This window comes from Proteiniphilum acetatigenes DSM 18083, from assembly GCF_000380985.1.
Lineage (GTDB): Bacteria > Bacteroidota > Bacteroidia > Bacteroidales > Dysgonomonadaceae > Proteiniphilum > Proteiniphilum acetatigenes.
This window is the reverse complement of sequence record NZ_KB905699.1, coordinates 78,528-94,595: the sequence shown is the minus strand read 5'-3', so window position 1 is coordinate 94,595 and position 16,068 is coordinate 78,528. Positions and strand designations below refer to the sequence as shown.

Genomic DNA, 16,068 nt, shown 5'->3' with positions numbered 1-16,068 from the left:
AAAAAATGATGTATGAAAAAATATAGTATCTTAATATTATTAGTAGCTGTCTGTTTACAAAGCTGTTATGACTATCCTATTGATGAAGACGGGTTATTGATAACTGACCGGGCAGAGTGCTATGTAAGTAACTTTGAATTATTAGGAACAGATTACCAAACCGTCAGAACGAAAAATGCTGTTATTGATACTTTAGCTCAAACAATAGATGTTGAAGTTCGTTGGGGTACTGATTTGAAGAAACTATGGCCCCAGTTTAGCCTGGTAACAGATGCTAAATTAGAACCTAAGATCACAGGATGGACAGACTTCTCTAATTTAAACTCACCCAAACAGTGGACTGTTATCTCAGGTAATCGGCAAGTAAGAAAAGTTTACACTGTAAAAATAGCTGTTCAACAATTAAATCCTTAATGTTATGTGTGTAAAATACAAAATATCCATTATAATATTATCGCTCTCTCTTATATTGATTTCATGCGAGAGTAATGAATATACTGTACCGGAGGCGAATGCTGAATTCCAGAATGATTGCATCAAAAGATCCATAGGACCTAATGTGATTGGACTTGATCTTGAGTTTGCCTATGCAATGGCCTTAGGATATGATAGAGGGAAGATTCTCACTGCAGAAGTGGAAGCATCCATAGCCGGTGAAGAAGGAACTTTTTTAGAGCACCGGACCTATCATACTAATCAAGGAGGGAGTGATATCGGAGTCATTATAGCTGAACCTTCCATAACTACCGATAATATCACAAAAATAACTTTCACAAAAGATACTTGTGCAGCCACACTCAGGTATTATTATAAAATTCCGGAAAGTGCAAGAGGTAAGTCAGTCAGCTTTACATTTTCATCTACTGCCAGTACTGGAGAAAGTGTCTCTTATCAAATGGGGCCTTATCAAGTAACAAAAATGGATATGAAAAGAGACATTGTTTTATCAAACGATAATAAATGCTATTTTTCTATTGCCGATATGGAGGTCTACGATGAAACAGAAATTTCATCAAGAACAGACAAGATCGATTTAGTTTATCTATACAGGTCTCTCCCGGGAATTTCTTTTAACCATGCTTTAATTTCACCAGATGCAAATGCTGAGTTTTTACAAGGGAAAGTTATCCCGTCAGGTATAAACAACTCCACATTGATTCAAAAAACATATGGATTAAGAGATCGGCATTTAGCACGATTACAATTCGGTGAATATATTGATGATAAGGATTTTGAGACCTTGAATATCTCTGATGCTCCCAATTATTCGATAGATTTAAGAGCTGAATACGGTATTTGGACTCAAACGGCTGATAACAAATACCGGGCATATATCTATGTCAATAGTGTGAATAATAATGCACGAACAATGACTATCAGTATTAAAAGATACCCGATGTAGGATAATGATGTAGAAATTAATCTCACTCCGGAAATTTTGACTTTCCGGAGTGAACTTAATTTTTTGAAAGGTTAATTGACTCCACTAATTCTTCGCACTTGAACTTGTTTGCTCGCTTTGACGAGAAACAGCGTTCGGGAACCGGATGATTTCAACTCCATACACTTTAATATACAACTGAATATTTAATCATATGAAACACTTCCTGACTGCTATTTTATTGATGATTTTAGGGTTACAAACCTCATGCACATCGTCGGATATAAATAAAGATAACCGCCCAATAGGTGAATGGACTCCGAAATTTGGAGGCTGCGGCGGTATTTTTATTAATGCACACAAAGGAGCTCTCGCTGTCGAAATAGAGAAAGAATATCTGACGGACAACAGCCGATCAAAAACTCTACGGGCAGTTTTTGTCGGTCCCGACAGAAGAGTGATACAAGATTTGAATACTTCTGACAATAGTGACAATCAAATTATACGTCTGGAAACACATGTGGATAGACCCGGCATGTATGCAGTTATGGTTACAGTATCAAATGATCGATATGGTGAAAACATAGCCTGGAGGTTCAGAACAAATTGTGAGAAATACATAATTGAAACCTCAAGGGGGCATAAAGATCGACATCACGAAGAACCCATTATACTGGCTGATCCGGAAAAAGAAACAGATTTATGTTTTTTACCTCAACGGGGAGGATTTGATATACTCATTACCGAATTGCCGGATGACATAAATACAATAGACCTCAAGGATGCAAAAGATCAGAATATTGCATCATTAGAGGTTAAAAATGATACTGCTTTTTACCATATCACAGATGGCGAAAGAGCTGCAACTCCCTGGAAGCTTCACTTTCCAAAGGCACATGCTAAAGTGGAAATAGAGGGGGTAACACGATGGGATATTAATTATAGATCCGATTATTTCAGTGAATATCCCGGTGGAGCATTCTGGACTCCCAATATCGAAAGTTGGTTTAATCTTCATGACAATCGCTGGTTAATAACACCCTATAGTCATACATCCTACAGCGAACAAGACGATCAACAATCTGCCGTATTTAAAATTCACAATAACGGCGCCATTCCTAAAAAAGTCAGGTTGGAATTAGAATTCCCTGAAAAAAAATGGAATGTAAAACTATCCCATAAGGAAATTGAGCTCAATCCTAATCAGGGACAAGAAGTAATATTAAGTTGGGAAGGAAATAAGAAAGATCAATCGGTACACCTGCGTGCAACATCTGGTAAATTTACTACTTACTCTACCTTACATGCTAAAATGCAAAAACAGGATGAGGCTCCTTCTTTGAACATACCTATCGTACTTAAACCCTATTTTCATGAACAAGAACAATACGGATATTCCCCTGATTATCCTGTGAATAACCAACCTTATTTTAACGTCGATAATAAACCTTTCGTCTTATCTGATAACAGTATATTATCCTACCATAATGGCAAATGGAATGAAACATCTACCGGAAGTCTTCAAAGTTCGATCGCCGCGTTTGATTCGGATGGAGATGTATATGTACTAGGTCGTAAAAATAATGAGACGGTCTTATTACACTCGACCGATAAAGGGTTCACCTTTAGACCGTACGCCATTCCCGGCTCACCCGGCACAGGTTTCGACATAGAGCACTTTTCCGGTCATAATAGACCGGATGGTCCACCCCCTGTCATGAAATATACACGTACCGGCGCAGATAGACAACATTTTTGGAGAAGACATGGAAATCTGGAACTGCTAATCCCCCAAAAAACAAAGGAGGGTATTGAATGGGAACAGCCCGTTTTAATTTCCGACAAATGCCTCGGTGTTTCATCACATTCAGGACTCCCCTCATCAGTCGTATCTCATAAAGATAAAATTTTCATGGTTTGGGGAGAGGTCTCAAACGTAAACATCAGCAGGGAAGAAATACCGGGTGTACCTGTTTTTGTCTGTATGTATGACAAGAAAACGAGAACGTTAACTACTCCCGTTCTAGTTGGATTTGGGCCTCCACCGAACGATATACATAATATCCCCGGTATCACTATGGACAGTGAAGGCTTTATACACGTACTGACAGGCACACACGGCAGGCCTTTTCAATATGCAAGATCTTTACAACCTCTCAGTGTCAGTAATGGTTGGACAAAAGCTGAATCCCTATTGGATCCAAAGATCCCTCACTCAACACAAACATATTTAGGTCTTGTCACTGACCAGGAGAATACATTACATACCATTTTCCGATACTGGCAGCATAATATAGAACCTTTTCCCGATACACATTATGCAACGTTAGCGTATATGTCTAAAAAACAAGGGGAAGAATGGTCAGAGCCTCAAATATTGATACAAGCACCTTTAGCCCATTACAGTAACTTCCGTCATCGCCTGACTATTGACCGTAGAGGGCGACTCTTTATCTCCTATGATTACTGGTCTACATACTGGTTTTACAGGAATGACAGAAAATATTCCCACAGGGTCTTGCTGATGTCGTCAGATGGAGGAAAGACGTGGAAATTAGTTTCCGGAGATGATATCATTTCATAACAACCATTTACATTGTTCAGATATGTAACAACTAATAATTCTTTATATCTATGCATTTGATCTACAAGTTTTTTTTCGTCGTCATACTAAGTTGCTTTTCTATACAAATCACCGCAAAGGATATCTACAATCATACGGTAACAAATAATGAGAAGAGTTACAAAACCAATGGCTGCTGGCAACCTCTTTTCAAGACTGCCAAAGACACAGTATATTGGACAAGTATCCGCAAAACACCCTTTCCAAATGAAGGATGGCAAATTAAAAAGAAAGAGCTAATTCTTCTACCCGGAAGGAAGGGAGGTGATATTATAACGAAGAAAAAATATGCTGATTTTGAATTAAAACTGGAATTTAAAATGACAAAGCTTGTCAACTCGGGGGTGAAATATTTTGTCCATCAAATGGAAAATAACGAAAATGGAAGAATGGAATGGATAGGATTTGAATACCAGATAATCGATGATTTTCATCAGGATGAAATACCTGGTTTTGATGACGAAAAAGGTTCCACAGCAGCATTATATCTGTTATATGCACCCGATAAGAACAAAAACATCAAGCCTCTAGGCAAGTGGAATTCCATGAAGATCAGGGTTCAGGGGAATAAAATTGAACATTGGTTAAACGGAGAGGTAGTACTGAATGTAGATATTGATTCTCTGGAATTTAAAAAATTAGTAGAGGGAACCAAATTTAAAAATTACAGTGACTTTGGTACAAAAAGAGATGGTCATATTCTCATTCAGGATCATGGCAATCAAATTTATTACAAAAACATTATGATTCGAGAACTGTAATTTCAATGCTCTTCATAAGATTCTACTATTTTTTTATTACATAGTTAATAAATAAGAGTTAGTTTTATAAATATTCATCCTTCTATTAAAAAAATATTTTACGGAAAAATTTAATAAAATGAGAGTCGTATCAATCTTATTATCTATAATCATTCTCAATTGTCAGTACTTTACAATATTTGCATCACAGAGGAATGATAATCCGGCAGTTAAAAACATTATTCTTCTTATTGGAGATGGAATGGGCACCAGCCAGATGTATGCCGGCCTCACGGCAAATAATGGTTCGCTAAATATCGAAAGATGTACATATGTAGGGCTTTGCCAGACTTACTCGGCAAACAATTATATTACTGATTCGGCAGCAGCAGGAACCGCAATAGCATGCGGGGTTAAAACCAATAACGGAACCATAGGTATGGACACTAACAATACACCTGTAAAGTCTATCTTGCAATATGCTGTTGAAAACGGACTCTCCACAGGTATTGTTGTTTCGTGCGACGTGACACATGCTACACCTGCATCATTTATAGCCCATCAACCAAAGCGTAGTATGGTAGAAGAGATCGCTGAAGATTTCCTGAAAACCGACTTTACAGTATTAATTGGAGGTGGGCGTAAAAATTTTGAGGATAGATCCGATAAGGTAAATCTTACTGATCGATTAAAAAAGAAGGGATATGAGGTGGTTTATAACATGAATAGCATTAAAGAAAGTAATGCAGAGAAGCTTGTCGCCTTTCTTGCAGATGTACATCTCGCAGCTTATCCCAAACGAGGGGAAGCTCTTCCAGAATCCGTTGGAAAAGCGATCGACATTTTAAAAAATAATGAAAAAGGGTTCTTTCTTATGGTAGAAGGATCATTGATTGATAGTGAAGGACATAGAAACAATACTGAAGGGATAATCAATGAAGTATTGGATTTTGATCGTGCCGTTAAGGTTGCTTTGGATTATGCAGAAACCGACCCTCATACACTCATAATAATTACAGCCGATCATGAAACAGGTGGCATGGGTTTGAATGGAGGAAATGTAGTCAAAGGGGAGGTGAAAGCAGAATTTACAACCAAAGGACATACAGCTGTCCCTGTTCCGATATATACTTTTGGTGCCGGTGCCCAGAAATTTACAGGCATTTATCAAAACACGGATATTTTCCATAAGTGTCTGACGCTTTTTGGCTTTGACAAATAACAGTCTGATATATGGAATCAGGAACTACAAGTAGATGGCATTTTTGGGATGTAGTTTTTACGTTTTGCTAATGTTTTATATGATAAGATAAAAACTTGAAATTATGAAACAGTCTGTTTTGATAGGACTTTTATTCTTATTTTTTATTCCAAATATATATTCCGGACGAACGGAGAATAATGACCACTCCGATTCACTAAAAAGAAAAGCCGAATTGGATTGGATACTATCTCTCTTACCGCCTGATGCAACTCAAAGAGGAAGGGTATCCTATCTTGATAAAACATTCAAGGATTGGCTTAACAGAACTGGAGAACTTCCACCAGACTTTGATCAAATGCCATCCATTCCTTTTTTACCTGATCCTTTGGTTATGGACGAAGGAAAGAATAATATTCCCATAACCACACTGGAACAATGGAAAAACCAAAGAGAATGGATGAAAGAACAACTTGCTTATTACATCACCGGAACAATACCACCCCCACCGGATAATCTGCAGTCCAATATAATAAGTGAAACGAAAGAGGGGGATATTACTATCCGTACTGTAGAATTAGCTTTTGGCCCTGATCATAAAGCTAAACTCACCTTGGAATTGATCGTCCCTCCGGGCGAAGGACCTTTTCCTGTCTTCTTGACAAACTGGAATCACAGACAATGGGCGCAGATTGCGGTTAAAAGAGGCTATATCGGTTGCTTGTATGCCGGTGCTGACGCAAAGGATGACACGGAATATTATTCTGAGATATGGGCAGGTCAATATGATTTCACCAGATTGATGAGACGGGCTTATGGTGCTTCCCGGGCAATCGATTATTTGTATACACTCCCTTATGTAGAGAAAGATAAAATAGGCATTACAGGACACTCCCGAAACGGAAAAACATCGTTGATGGCTGCAGCCTTTGATGAGCGGATAGGAGCGTGTATTACCAGTAGTGGTGGTACAGGAGCAGAAGTACCATGGCGATATAATTCCCACAAATATGATGTGGAAGATATAGCACTGCTGGCTTGTGCTCAACCCGCCTGGTTGCATCCACGATTGCGCTTTTTTATTGGTCGGGAACATAAATTACCAGTCGACCAGAACTTCTTCATGTCGTTAATTGCTCCGAGAGGTTTGATGTTAAGTACAGCAACCTACGAATCTTCCAGCAACATATTTGGCATGGAGCAAGCCTTCCGCTCAGCAAAACGAACTTACCAGTTCCTAAATGCGAAAGATAATCTGGCAACTATCTCGCGGTATGGACTGCATGGAGTAGATGCAAACAGTTTAGAAGGATATATTGACTTCTTCGATTTTATTTTCGGTCGAAATAACCGGAAACCTGAAAACAGATCATTCCATAATTATTCTTTTGAAAAATGGCTTGAAATAACCAATGAAAAGATAGAACCCTCTGATTATAAAATAGTAGAAAAAGACTTTAGTAGCTATAAGTCTAATACACCTCACCATATTGAAAAATGGGAAAAAGAAAGGAAAACTATAAAAGATAATATCCGGTGGATATTGGGGAACGAACCGGCAGGTGCTATAAACCGCGGACCTAAAAGTTTAAAAGATGGAGGTATTGGAGAACAAAGTATCGGTACATTATTAAAGCGGCCTCATGAAACGAATTCTATGAAAATAATGGCCATCACGCCATACAAAGGATTTGGAGAAAACTTATTCGGCTACCTCTATTATCCGGTAGACAGTAAAGGCAATATTAAAGATGCAAAACTTCCCATCGTGATATATCTGCATGAATATGACTATTCGAAAGGGTTTTCTACGAAGGGATATGACCATGAGATTCAATCTGTTTTCGAAAATCTAACCAGGATGGGATTCGGAGTATTATCGTTTGATATGCTTGGTTTTGGCAACCGGATGGAAGAAGGACTATATTTCTATGAGCGCTATCCAAAGTGGTCTAAGATGGGAAAAATGGTCACTGATGTAAGAAGCGCTGTAGATGCTGCCTCTCATCTCGATTTTGTAGATAACTCAAAAATATTTGTCGCAGGGTATTCACTAGGAGGGACAGTCGCCCTTTTATCTGCTGCAATGGATGAGAGAATTGCCGGCGTAGTATCTATAGCAGGATTTACCCCTATGCGTACAAACAAACTGGATCGGGGAACAGAAGGTATTAAAGCATATTCTCATTTGCACGGAACGATACCCAAATTAGGTTTTTTTGCGGGACATGAAGACCGGATTCCAGTTGATTTCGATGAGATTATCGCCAGCATAGCTCCACGCCCGGTCTTACTTGTCGCACCCCTACTTGACAAAGACATTCATATAGAAGACATTAGAAGTTGCGTTGAAGATGTTGAGAGAATTTATGATCTACACAAGGTGAAAGATAATATTCAACTATTTATCCCCAATGACTACAATAGATTCTCGACTATCTCTCGAGAACATATGTATGAGTGGTTAGCTCCTCATCGCTTCTCTCAGCAAAACGATATTGATAAAAACGATAAAATCCTATTATCTGAAGATGCTGCATGGTGCTGGTTTTCTGATCCGCGGGCAATTTACCATAATGGAAAAAAAGAAGTTGTTTACTTTAGTTACATCAACTCAAATGGAGATGTAATCATAAAATCTATGGAGTTGGGATCGAAGAAGACCGATGAGTTTACCTTGCATAAAGCCTTGCAAATAGATGATCACAATGTTCCCGGCCTGCTAATGCTACCAGATGGTAAACTTTTAGCTTTTTACTGTCAACACAATGGGAATATTTTTACGAGGAAAAGTAAAGCGGCAGAAAATATAAGTGAATGGGAAGAGGAGACTATTCTATTGAAACGGGATGATAAAAATAGATATTGTTATGTTAATCCGGTTATGCTGAGTGAGGAAAATAATCGCATCTATCTTTTCGGACGAAATATTGTGAGAAACAGTAGTGGTACTTACTCAGACACAAGAACCTATTGTATTTATAGCGATGATTTAGGTTTGACCTGGAGTAAAGAATTCAATATCCTGGATAACTTAGGCTTGAACAGCCGTCAATACCTCAAAGTTGCTTCCGATAATAAGTCGAGAATAGATTTTCTCTTTACAAATGGTCATCCCGGAGAAGGAGATAATATCTCTGTATATCACATGTATTACGAAAAGGATAACTTCAGACAAACTAACGGAACCTATATTACATCTTTTGAAAAGGATATACCAATCGGCATCAACAAGATAAATAAAATTTACGATGCCGATGCAACATCGGTAAGAGCATGGATTTGGGATATTGTTCTAGACAAGGAAAACAGGCCGGTGGTCACTTATGCTTTATATCCCTCATTTACCAATCATCAATATTATTATGCCAGATGGAATGGTAAAGAATGGATAAATACAAAAATCGTCGATGCGGGAAAATATATTACGATCATCAAGCCAGGAGAAAAATTACGCGAACCGCACTACTCCGGTGGAATTGTGTTAGATCATAATAATCCCGACAAGATCTTTCTTTCACGACAAATAGACGATAAATTCGAGATTGAAAAAAGAGTGATCGGGAAGAACGGGGAACAGCGTATACAGTTAATAACATCTAATTCCAAGGCTGATAATATCCGGCCGTTTGTTATATCGAGAAAAAATCAAGGTCCTTCAATCTTATTGTGGATGGAAGGGCACTATTATCACTACACTGACTTTAATACCAATTTGAATTACAGAGATATAAAATAGTGGATATAAAACAAATAGTTCTCTATATCACAACTTACTGGTATCTCGATTTGGGATTATAACGGAATATCTAAAGTGAAAGATTCAGTACATATTAGTACTTTTTGATATAGGCATCTAATCCAATGGGGTAACACCTTTTTTCAAAATAATATTTCCATATTTTGCTGTTTCACCTGTGACTACCACTGCAAAGGCCGATTTTGCCCGTTCGTAGAAAGCAAAGCGATTAATCCGTTCTATGGGTGCTACATCGGGATTAGTGATACGGATACTTTCCAGATAAGCTTTTTCCACATCAGGGTCGAGTATATCACCTTCCACGGCATTCATCATCACTAACGGATGTGGGACATAAGTATCTAATTCGAATAAAGGAAGGATTGCGGCTAATAAGTCGGGGATGCGAAGTCCATCGGCTCGCAATACCCTACCGTTGAACGATTCTGCGGGAAAATGTGCATCGGCGAAAACGATTTCGTCGCCATGTCCCATACGTGCCAGAACGGCCAACAACTCGGGACTGATCAGAGGTGAAATTCCTTTTAGCATAGTTTTTTTGAATTTATTGAATTTGCAGATAATCCTGATATTCATCCCATAGTGCGTCTACACTATAATGCTGCCCCAAAATATATTTAATCGCTTTATCGAACCCCCAGGGAACTATGTCAAGAGCCGATTTGTTGAATTTGCGGAGAAAATCAGGATCTTTTGTGGTAAGCCAGTCCAGAAAATAACCGGTACGTTGATACCCATCTTTCCAACTTCCACCCGGTTTGCGGTTATCTTGAGGGAACCCGTCATTATGGATACGCACTGCATCGGCCATGCCTTCAATAAAAATCCAGAATTCACCTCCATCGGCATATGTCCCTATACCTTGGGGTTCGAGTTGGAAACCGTGCGTCAGTTCATGAAGTAGAACTCCCCTCGTTTCAAACAGCACTTTATCGTCGCCGGCATCCTTTTCAGATTTTTCAACCCAGCGAGAACTGTAGAAAATCGTTATTTCAGGGGGACCACCGCCTTTGGCCGAAATACCATCCACATCTCTCAATGCGTAATTGATTCTTCTCACATCGGGGATCGAGTCTTTTTCACTCCAGTACAATGTTTTGACAACTTCCAGAATAGCTGCATTGATATATTCTTCAGGATCGGGAATAATGCGGTTATAGATTTCCCATCCTTTGGTTCCCTCGGCATGATTTACAAAATTTATTTCAGGATAGCGGAAGCTATTCCAATCACTTACTTTTTCCTGGGAGAACAATCCTGAGAAACAGCACAAATAAAACAAAACGAGCAAAACGAACAATACATTTTTGGCACTCATAAGGTTTTTTATTTTTCTTGTTGGGATATATAATTTTTTAGAGTTGAGACTCGATAAAATTGATCGGGACATTATCATATTAATTAAATTAGTCTTAACTCTCGCATCTCGGTTCTAAAACTATCTTGGATATTAAAGTCATATCACCACGGTTTAATGGGTGAATGAATAGGGTTTTTGATAGGAAGACGATTTTTTATTCGGCTTACTGCTCATTTCAAATACCAGTTCTCCCCCGTTTACTATATCGGAATGAGCTATAAAGCTTTTCTTGTAAGGACTTCCATTCAATTTTATCGATTTTACATACATATTCCGATCAGCATAATTTTCTGCTCTCACGGTAAATTTTTTCCCGTTTTCGAGTTGTATCACAGCCTCTTTCACCAATGGTGATCCTATAACATATTGATCAGAACCGGGACAAACAGGATAAAAACCCATCGAAGAGAAGATATACCAGGCGGACATCTGACCGCAATCATCATTCCCCGACAAGCCATCGATTTTATTCTTGTACATCTGCTTCATGATGGAGTGTAACCGTGATTCTGCTTTCCACGGCTCATCCGTCCATCTATACAGATAGGGTACATGATGGCTCGGCTCGTTCCCATGCACATAATTTCCCATCAACCCTTCTTCATTGATATCTTCCGTATTTTCGAAATACTTTGCAGGAAGATCCATGGTAAACAATGAATCCAAACGACGGACAAACTGCCTTTCTCCACCCATCTGCTTTATTAATCCGTCTACATCGTGAGGTACAAAGAACGAATAGTTCCACGTATTTCCCTCAATAAATCCCTGTCCGTGCGTATCCAACAGATCGAAATCCTTTTTAAACGCTCCGTCTTGCAGTTTCGGACGGGCAAAGCCAAGCGATGGATCGAATACATTCCGGTAGTTCAGTGCACGACGTGCATATTCATCGGCCACCTCCTTATCATCCAACTGCTTGCCCAATGTATAAATCGTCCAATCGTCGTACGCATATTCCAACGTGACGGAAGCGGCAGAACCGCTGCTTTCCAAAGGAACGTATCCCAATTTTTTATATTCTCCGATTCCGTCATAATAATCTACATTGGAACTATTTAGACAGGCCTCTAATGCCAGTTTTTTATCAATATTCAATCCTTTGACAACAGCATCGGTAACAACTGAAACCGAATGATAACCAATCATACACCAGTTTTCATTGCCCATATGCGACCAGACGGGTAATGCCCGGTGTACGCTTTGTTGGTAATGATGGAGCATAGAATTGACAAACTGTTCGCTTCGGGCTGGTTTGATCAGGTTCATTAACGGATGTTGAGCACGGAATGTATCCCAAACAGAAAAGACCGTATAATTAACCTGTCCCTCCTTTGCCTGATGAATATTGTGGTCGATACCCCGATAGCGGCCATCCACATCCTGATAAACAGAAGGATTGATCATTGTATGGTATAATGCCGTATAGAAAACAGCTTTGGTATCATCATCGGCATCCATTTCTATACAACTCAATTCTTTTTCCCATTTTTGCTGAGTCTGTTCCCGTATCTCATCGAACGATTTCGTTTCGGTCTCGGCTTGTAAGTTCTTCATTGCACCCAGACAATCTACAGGTGAGAGGGCAACCTGGATTTCGAGCGGCTTTCCGTCGGAAAAATCGAAATCGAAAAATGCCGTCAAACGGGTTCCGAACATTTCAGGGAAATTCTCCGTCATATCAAATTTACGCCAAAATCCGTTATATTTCACTTTCTCATTGTTGCGACAGCCGTAATTGACTATCGGTTTGGAGAACTTCACAGCAAAATGAGTATAGTTCATTCGCGACCAGCCCCGCGTGATACGATAACCTGTGAGCGTGTAGGGATCTTCGACCCGCAGGTTAGCCATCAGCGTCTTTCCGTCGTAATAGTAAATACCGTAGTCAAGATCGAGCACGATATGTCCCGTTTCAGTCCCTTCCGGAAAAGTATACCGATGCACCCCTACCCGATCGGAAGCTGTTAATTCTGCCAGGATACCGTAATCTTCCAATACTACAGAATAGTATCCAACCTCTGCCTTTTCATTCTCGTGGCTGAAACGGGAACGGTATCCACTATCGGGATCCTGAGCCGTCCCCATATCCAGTTTCACCTCTCCGGTCATCGGCATGATAAGGATGTCGCCCAGGTCGGAGTGTCCTGTACCGTTGAAGTGTGTATGACTGAAACCGACAATTGTTTGATCGTCGTACTGATATCCGGCGCAATAGCGATAAGCATCGGGCTGATAAACCCCATCAATGTTGTGGGGTATCATTTCCGTATCAGGACTCAACTGTACCAACCCAAAAGGAGCACATGCTCCCGGAAATGTATGCCCCATGCTCTTGGTACCTACCATCGGATTTACAAAATCAATATTTCGTTGAGCTTTGGCTGAGAATACTAACATACAGAGAAGCAGTAATGTAATGTAAGATCTTGATCGATTCATCTATTTATCCTGTTTTGTAAACGTTTTCATTAAGCTAAAAAACGGTTAAGCAAGAGCAGTGTCAAGCTCATTTGAAACATTGCCGAGCGACAGTTATTTATCAAAATGAGCAGAGGACAAGCTTGCTTGGAATGTTTCCGATAATCGAGCACATAAAAAACTTGTTTTGACTCTGTCGCGCGTAGAACTATTTCGTTAAGTGAGGGCAGAAACAAAACTTGCTTTGGTTTTGCCGAGCACAGAACTGAAAATCGAAGAGCAAAGGCGACTCAATTAACAATCGAGGAGCCAGCGATTCAAATAGTGCAATAAAAATTGAAAACAATTAAATTTATTGAATCACAAAGTTAGGGAAAAAACCTGCAAAACAGAGAAAAATAAACTTATCTATCCGCAAAAAAGCCATTGAAGCGGTTAAAAACAGTGAGATCGCTTATTTCACATTAAGTCTTCCGATAAGTTCGGACCTTTGAGAAAAGCAGTTTCCTTTAATTACAAGGAATGGGATAAAAGCTTGTAAGATCAATGGAACAAAGCTCGTGTTCTTTGACAACACATATATGTATCCCACAGGATGACCGGGTTTTGACTGAAAAGACAGCATTTGCCCCGGTAGGCAGAAAGAGACTCGATCTAAATAGGCCGTCAAATCACTTTTTTGGACTGCTCGGTATATTAAGGATACTTACCTTAATTTAGCTGTTCCTTGCTAACAGAGTGCTCCGAAATTTGTTATATAAAATATAAAAATAGTACGAGCATGGTAAAAATCTTAATCATTGTAACCAATGTCAGTATGTATGCCAGTGGAAATCTAAAAACTGGTTTATGGCTGAATGAGCTTACGCATATTTATCATGCGGCAAGAGAAAAGAGTCAACTATGACGTCACTATAAAACAGACTGATAAACAATTATTTAAATAACTTCAAGCGAGTTATAACCATTAAATAGTATTTCCTTAAATGACGCCGGAGAGGCTCGAACTCTCGACCCAATGGTGAAGAGTCATTTACACAAGAAAAAAAGATTTATTTAATAATGACTGATGTATGAAGTACGGAAAAGTAGAAGATCCTACAAGTATAGATTTCAACATTCCTGCCGATGATGCAGCAACGAAAGAAATTTTGAAGAGTGTCCCAAATGGACCCTTTGAAGTATATATCGGTTGCGCTAAGTGGAATAAAACCGATTTGAAGGGTTTTTATCCAAAAGGCACGAAAGATGAACTCACTTATTATTCACAGCAGTTCAATTCTATCGAGATGAACTCTGTGTTTTACAGTATGCCGAAGGCAGACCAGGTGGTGAAATGGAAAAACAAAACTCCGGACGGATTTAAGTTTTTCCCAAAAATCACACAATCTATCAGTCATATGCGCCGCTTAGACAATGTAGAAGAGCTTACAAAAATGTATTGTGATGCCATTTCCCATTTCGAAGAAAAACTAGGGATCTGTTTTCTGCAACTACACGAAAATTTCGGCATCAAAAGTTTCGACAAACTAAAAGCATTTGTGATGGATTTCCCGAAAGTTATTCCCCTGGCGGTAGAAGTGCGAAGCAAAGAATGGTACTCCGACAAAAAAATTTGGAACGAGTACTGCCGTTTCCTTGAAACGCATCATACTGCCAATGTTATCGTGGATACCGCCGGCAGACGCGATATGATGCATATGCGGCTGACAACACCAACAGCTTTTATTCGTTTCACGGGTTGTAATGTAGACGAAATAGACTACAGGCGCATAGATGATTGGGTTGAGCGAATTATTCAATGGAAAGATTCAGGATTGAGGCAATTGTGTTTTTTCGTTCACCAGAACGCAGAAAAATCATCACCACTCCTTTCGGCATACCTTATTGAAAAGCTCAACAATAAACTTAATCTCGATTTACACGTTCCAAAAAGGGCTGAATGGTATGCCCCAGATCTCTTTTCCGCTATTCCTGGTAACGCGGAGATCAAATTCGAATGATAGGATCGGCGTTGATTAGTGTATTCTCGTTAGTTGAAAGTGTTTCAATTTTAAAGTATCCGTTATCTTATATGACTCAGAGGGTGAAAATTCCGTCTTCGTGAATCGCATAACAAACCGTATTTTCTGACAGCGAATGCGTATCCAAACCGGTAAATAAACTGAATGCAGGCAGTATAAGCAGATTGCTTGTAAGGGCAAAACAGGGAAATCTCAGGTACTTCCCGTAGGGCATACGGATACTCACCCCAGGGTGGACACTATCCCATTAAGTGTGTAAGTAATAATTGAAGGGTTTTCTTTAAAGCCTGACCCTCCCGGCAAAGATAATTAAAAATTAGTTCAATACCAGTCCCCAGTCCCTTATGGGCATTGTCCATTTTTTTGTCCTGCCCTCATAGCCAGGTATACGGACTTGATAACCGCCTCGTCGGTAGGGAACGAGAGTTTGTTTTTAGTGTATTTTCTGATCTTCCCGTTCAAGTTCTCGATCAGGTTAGTAGTATAAATAATACGCCTGATCTCTACCGGAAAATCAGGCGTACATATAATTTTCTTATATTTTACTTTATACTTAAC

The 16,068-nt window shown here is 39.3% G+C and carries 10 protein-coding genes and 1 pseudogene; 7 read left to right on the top strand and 4 right to left on the bottom strand.

The features are described from left to right. Nucleotides 1-12: 12 nt before the first annotated feature. The 6 genes from F597_RS0112950 (at nucleotide 13) to F597_RS21700 (ending at nucleotide 9,684) form a co-directional block, all read left to right on the top strand. Complete coding sequence (locus F597_RS0112950; protein WP_019540176.1) at nucleotides 13-414, top strand: hypothetical protein; 402 nt, start codon at nucleotides 13-15, stop codon at nucleotides 412-414. A gap of 4 nt (nucleotides 415-418) precedes the next feature. Beyond that, nucleotides 419-1,402: a DUF4466 family protein gene (locus F597_RS0112945; RefSeq protein ID WP_019540175.1), complete on the top strand. Its 984-nt coding sequence runs from the start codon at nucleotides 419-421 to the stop codon at nucleotides 1,400-1,402. A gap of 193 nt (nucleotides 1,403-1,595) precedes the next feature. Then, entirely contained in the window at nucleotides 1,596-3,965 is a 2,370-nt protein-coding gene (locus F597_RS0112940; RefSeq protein WP_081624380.1) for a BNR-4 repeat-containing protein, read from the top strand. Nucleotides 3,966-4,015: 50 nt separating this feature from the next. Then, the gene (locus tag F597_RS20805; protein ID WP_019540173.1) at nucleotides 4,016-4,765 is read left to right on the top strand and encodes a 3-keto-disaccharide hydrolase; all 750 of its coding nucleotides are present in this window, start codon (nucleotides 4,016-4,018) and stop codon (nucleotides 4,763-4,765) included. Nucleotides 4,766-4,883: 118 nt separating this feature from the next. Next, a complete protein-coding gene (locus F597_RS0112930; RefSeq protein WP_019540172.1) occupies nucleotides 4,884-5,966 on the top strand; it encodes an alkaline phosphatase in 1,083 nt (360 codons plus the stop codon). A gap of 103 nt (nucleotides 5,967-6,069) precedes the next feature. Then, nucleotides 6,070-9,684: an alpha/beta fold hydrolase gene (locus F597_RS21700; RefSeq protein WP_019540171.1), complete on the top strand. Its 3,615-nt coding sequence runs from the start codon at nucleotides 6,070-6,072 to the stop codon at nucleotides 9,682-9,684. 117 nt (nucleotides 9,685-9,801) lie between these two features. Here F597_RS21700 and fucU read toward each other — a convergent pair whose 3' ends face one another. From fucU to F597_RS0112910, 3 genes are all read right to left on the bottom strand, one after another. Continuing rightward, nucleotides 9,802-10,236 (bottom strand): L-fucose mutarotase, encoded by a 435-nt coding sequence (fucU, locus tag F597_RS0112920; protein WP_026327432.1) that lies wholly within the window; start codon nucleotides 10,234-10,236, stop codon nucleotides 9,802-9,804. A 13-nt stretch (nucleotides 10,237-10,249) separates the two neighbouring features. Further along, the gene (locus F597_RS0112915; RefSeq protein ID WP_019540169.1) at nucleotides 10,250-11,023 is read right to left on the bottom strand and encodes a basic secretory protein-like protein; all 774 of its coding nucleotides are present in this window, start codon (nucleotides 11,021-11,023) and stop codon (nucleotides 10,250-10,252) included. Nucleotides 11,024-11,176: 153 nt separating this feature from the next. After that, nucleotides 11,177-13,507, bottom strand: coding sequence for a GH92 family glycosyl hydrolase (locus F597_RS0112910; RefSeq protein WP_026327431.1), 2,331 nt, complete (start codon nucleotides 13,505-13,507; stop codon nucleotides 11,177-11,179). Between the two features lie 1,052 nt (nucleotides 13,508-14,559). Between F597_RS0112910 and F597_RS0112900 the strand changes: the two genes are divergently transcribed. Beyond that, on the top strand, nucleotides 14,560-15,489 hold the full coding sequence (locus F597_RS0112900) for a DUF72 domain-containing protein (protein WP_019540166.1): 930 nt from the start codon (nucleotides 14,560-14,562) through the stop codon (nucleotides 15,487-15,489). A gap of 337 nt (nucleotides 15,490-15,826) precedes the next feature. On the opposite strand, the pseudogene F597_RS22030 reads toward F597_RS0112900, so the two are convergent. Beyond that, a pseudogene (locus F597_RS22030) lies at nucleotides 15,827-16,026 on the bottom strand (transposase); the annotation flags it as partial. Nucleotides 16,027-16,068: the final 42 nt, after the last annotated feature.